Consider the following 3,727-nt stretch of genomic DNA (forward strand, 5'->3'; position numbering starts at 1 on the left):
CCCCCGGCACCACCACCGCCGTGGAGCGTGCCCGCGAGCTGGTGCGGCAGTTCGAGGCCGACACGATGGTGCAGCGCCTGATCGATGCGGTCCAGCTGCTGCGGGGAGCCGCCGAGAACGGCCCGCGGCAGACCGTCGACCCCGGACTCTGGGCGGAGTACGCGCGCTGCGTCCTGCGGCTGTGGGAGGTACAGGGCGGTGCCGAGCTGCTCCGCGAGGCCGAGCACGCCGCCGAGCGGGCAGCCGCCGTTCCCGGTGCGGTGCGCGAACGGGCCGTGCTGGCCAAGGTTTTGCACGCGGCGGCCGACGACCGGCGGCGGCGTGGCGACCGGCGCGGCGCCCTGGAGCTGCTGCGGCGCGCCGACCGCGAGTACACCGCCGCCTGCGCGGCCCCCGGCCTCGCGCCGGCCGAGGCACTGCGGCTCACCCTGGAGCGGGTGCGGGCCCTGGAGGCGCAGTGGCGGCTCGACGGTGACAGCGCCCTGCTGCAGAGCGCCTGCGGGATGCTGGAGGCGTTCGCCGACTCCTGGCCCGACCAGGAGAACCGGCCGGCCGCCCTCCCGCTCCAGCACGGCCGGACCCTGCTGAAACTGGCCGGGGCCACCGAGGACACGGAGCGGTCCAGGGAGTTCGCCCGGCAGGCGGCCCGCTCGCTGCGTACGGCCTTCGCCCAGGGCGGCCGGCACACCATGGGCACCGAGGTCCGCATCGTGCTCGACCTGGTGGACGCGCTGCTGGCCTCCGGCGAGGAACCGGACGAGGCCGCGGTCCTGACCGGCCAGGCGCTGGAGACCGTACGGGAGCAGCGCCAGCGCGCCCAACTGCAGACCAGGGCCGGACGGGTCCGGGTCGCCCGCTATGACCACACCGGCGATCCGGACGAACTCGTCTCGGCCGCCGACTGGTTCGCCCGAGCGGCCCGGGGAATCCCGCGGGACTCCCGGGCCCACACCGATCTGCTCGCCGAATGGGGCGGCACGCTGCTGCGCCGCGCCGAACTGCCGGACGGCGCGGGGCACATCGGTGCAGCGGTGCGCGTGCTGCGCGACTGCCGGACCGAGACCCCGGCCGGCGGTGCGCATCAGTCCGAGCGGCTGCTGATGCTCGGCCGGGCCCTGATGCTGCGGCACCGGGCCACCGCGGACCGGGTCGACCTGCGGGAGGCCGAGTACCTCTTCGGGGTGGCGGCACAGGAGGCCGCGGCCCCGCTGACCGCGGCGCGCTGCTGGCTTGAGCTGGGCAGGGCCCAGCTGGAGGCCGCCGATGTACTGGTCCGGCCGTCCCGGCGCGACGAGGCGGCGGACGCCTTCCGCTCGGCCGCCGCCTCCGCCGCGACGGCACAAACGGAGCTGGTCAGTCCGCAACAGCTTCGGGAGGCAGTGGAGTTGGGTGCTACAGCCAACCACTGGCGGGGTATGACATATGAGAGAGCGGGGCGCCCCCGGGCCGCGCGAGAGGCGTACCGGGCGGCCCGCCTGGAGTGGCGCAAGCTGCCGGACGGCGGCGGAGCGGCGGGCGAGTGGACCGCCGAACGGCTGGCCGACCTGGAGCGCTGAGTGCTCAACGACGAGCACCCGGCACGGCGGTGCGCCCGGACCGGGTACGGGTACGACCGGCGCGTGACCGGCGCCGGGCGGCGGCGCGGACAGCAGGACGAAGCGGGTCAGGGACGTGGGACCGGCGGTGTGCGCTCAACGGCGAGCGCGGCGCGGCGGGCCCGGTGCTGAGTACGGGGAGGCGTGATGAGCAAGTCGACACGTAACGACGGAGCGGCTGTGCCCGGCGGCACGGGCGGCGGTGCGTCCGGAGCCGCGGGCGCGCTGCCGGATCTGCTGGGCCTTGATCTGGAGACCCTGCGGACCCTTCACCACCCGGTGCTGGCGGAGGTGGTCGCGGATCTGCGCGGCCGGGCCGAGCAGCCGCGGGAGATGCTCTGGGGATTCAACAACGCCTTCTGAGCCGGGCGGCACCGCGCCCCGGCGCACGGTTTTTGGCCCGGGGCGGGGTCGATCAGGACATCATCGTCCGGGACGGGGCGGTTCGCGCCGCGCGCCGGGGATACTCACCCCGGGCCGGTACCGGTGACCGTCCCGGCAGACGTACAGCACGGGGGTGCCGGAGTGGTCCGACGGACGACACCGCACGGGGAGCGGCCCGCAGAGCGGTACACGGAACGAGAGCGGAACGCGGACGGGGGCGGCGAGCCGCCGCGCGCGGACGCAGACCCGCGCCCGGCCGCGTCACCGGACCGCGGTGGCGCGGGGCGCCCCCCACCCGTGCCGTTCGGGCAGTTCATCGTGAAGGTGCACGGCCGCTGCAACCTGGCCTGCCGGTACTGCTACCTGTACGAGGGCCCCGACCGGACCTGGCGGAGCCGGCCGGCCGCCGCCGCGCCCGCCGTCCTGGACCGCACCGCGGACCGGATCGCCGAACACGCGGCCGCCCACCGGCTGAGGCACGTCGCCCTGGTGCTGCACGGCGGCGAACCCCTGCTCGCGGGCCCGGCCCGGCTGGCCGCCCTCGCCGACCGGGTGCGGGAACGGGTGCCCGGCGGCTGCGCCGTCCACGCGACCGTGCAGACCAACGCCACCCTGCTCACCGACGCGGGCGTCACCACGCTCGCCCGGCACGGCATCAGCATCGGCATCAGCCTGGACGGCGGCCTGGCCGCCCACAACACCCAGCGCACCGACCACGCGGGCCGCCCCTCCTGGCCCGCCGCCTCGCGCGGCGCCCGGCTCCTCGCCGACCACCACCCCGACGCGTACGCGGGCATCCTCACCGTCGTGGACCCGCGCACCGACCCCCTGGAGATGTACGAGTCGCTGCTCGCCCTGCGCCCGCCGGCCCTGGACCTGCTCCTGCCGCACGGCAACTGGACCAGCCCGCCGCCCGGTCTGCCGGACCTGGCGGACACCCCGAAGGGACCGGGGTCGGGCCGCGCCACCCCGTACGGCGACTGGCTGTGCGCCGTCTTCGACCGCTGGTGGCCGGCGGCCCGGCGGGAGACCAGGATCCGCCTCTTCGAGGAGTGCGTCGCCCTGCTCCTCGGTCTGCCCGCCGCCACCGAATCCCTCGGCCTCGACCCCGTCAACGCGGTCGTGGTCGAGACCGACGGATCGATCGAACAGGTCGACTCCCTCAAGTCCGCCTACGACACGGCGGCCGCCACCGGACTCGACGTCTTCCGGCACACTTTCGACGACGCCCTGCGCCACCCCGGTGTCGCCGCCCGACAGGCAGGAGCCGGCGCGCTCGCCGCCGCCTGCCGTGGCTGCCCGCTGCTGACCGTCTGCGGCGGCGGCCACTACGCCCACCGCTATCGCGCAGAGAACGGCTTCATCAACCCGTCCGTCTACTGCGCAGACCTCGAACGGCTGGTCCGCCACGTGGCGGACCGGCTCGCCGACGCAACCGCAGGAGACCCCCCATGAGCCCCGCCATCCCCGATCGCGTACTGCGCGAACTCGGCCGTACCGAGGGCGACGCCGACTCCCTCGGCCTGCTCGTACGCGATCAGGACACCCGCCGCCTCGTCCTCCTCAGGGCCCTGCTCGACGCGGCGGCCGCCGCCCCCACGACCGTATGCCCGCCCCCACTGCTCGACCGGCTGCGCGAGGACTGGGCGCTGCTCGAAGCGGCGGAGCGCACCGACCGGGCCGCGGTGCGCACCGTGCTGTTCCACCCCATGGCCGGCCCCTGGGCGCAGCGGCTCCTGGGCGGCCTC

2 protein-coding genes and 2 pseudogenes are annotated in these 3,727 nt (G+C 75.9%); all 4 read left to right on the forward strand.

The window, feature by feature from the left end; translation table 11 throughout:
• A pseudogene (locus tag J1C73_RS30725) lies at positions 1-1,556 on the forward strand (SAV_2336 N-terminal domain-related protein); the annotation flags it as partial.
• Between the two features lie 186 nt (positions 1,557-1,742).
• The gene (gene fxsA / locus J1C73_RS30730; RefSeq protein ID WP_207319235.1) at positions 1,743-1,958 is read left to right on the forward strand and encodes an FxSxx-COOH cyclophane-containing RiPP peptide; all 216 of its coding nucleotides are present in this window, start codon (positions 1,743-1,745) and stop codon (positions 1,956-1,958) included.
• A 318-nt stretch (positions 1,959-2,276) separates the two neighbouring features.
• The gene (locus J1C73_RS30735; RefSeq protein WP_207319236.1) at positions 2,277-3,434 is read left to right on the forward strand and encodes an FxsB family cyclophane-forming radical SAM/SPASM peptide maturase; all 1,158 of its coding nucleotides are present in this window, start codon (positions 2,277-2,279) and stop codon (positions 3,432-3,434) included.
• Positions 3,431-3,727, forward strand: a pseudogene (locus J1C73_RS30740) (aKG-HExxH-type peptide beta-hydroxylase); the annotation flags it as partial. The gene J1C73_RS30735 and the pseudogene J1C73_RS30740, both read left to right, overlap by 4 nt.

Origin of the sequence: Streptomyces laculatispora, assembly GCF_017353455.1 — a bacterium.
Taxonomy (GTDB): domain Bacteria; phylum Actinomycetota; class Actinomycetes; order Streptomycetales; family Streptomycetaceae; genus Streptomyces; species Streptomyces laculatispora.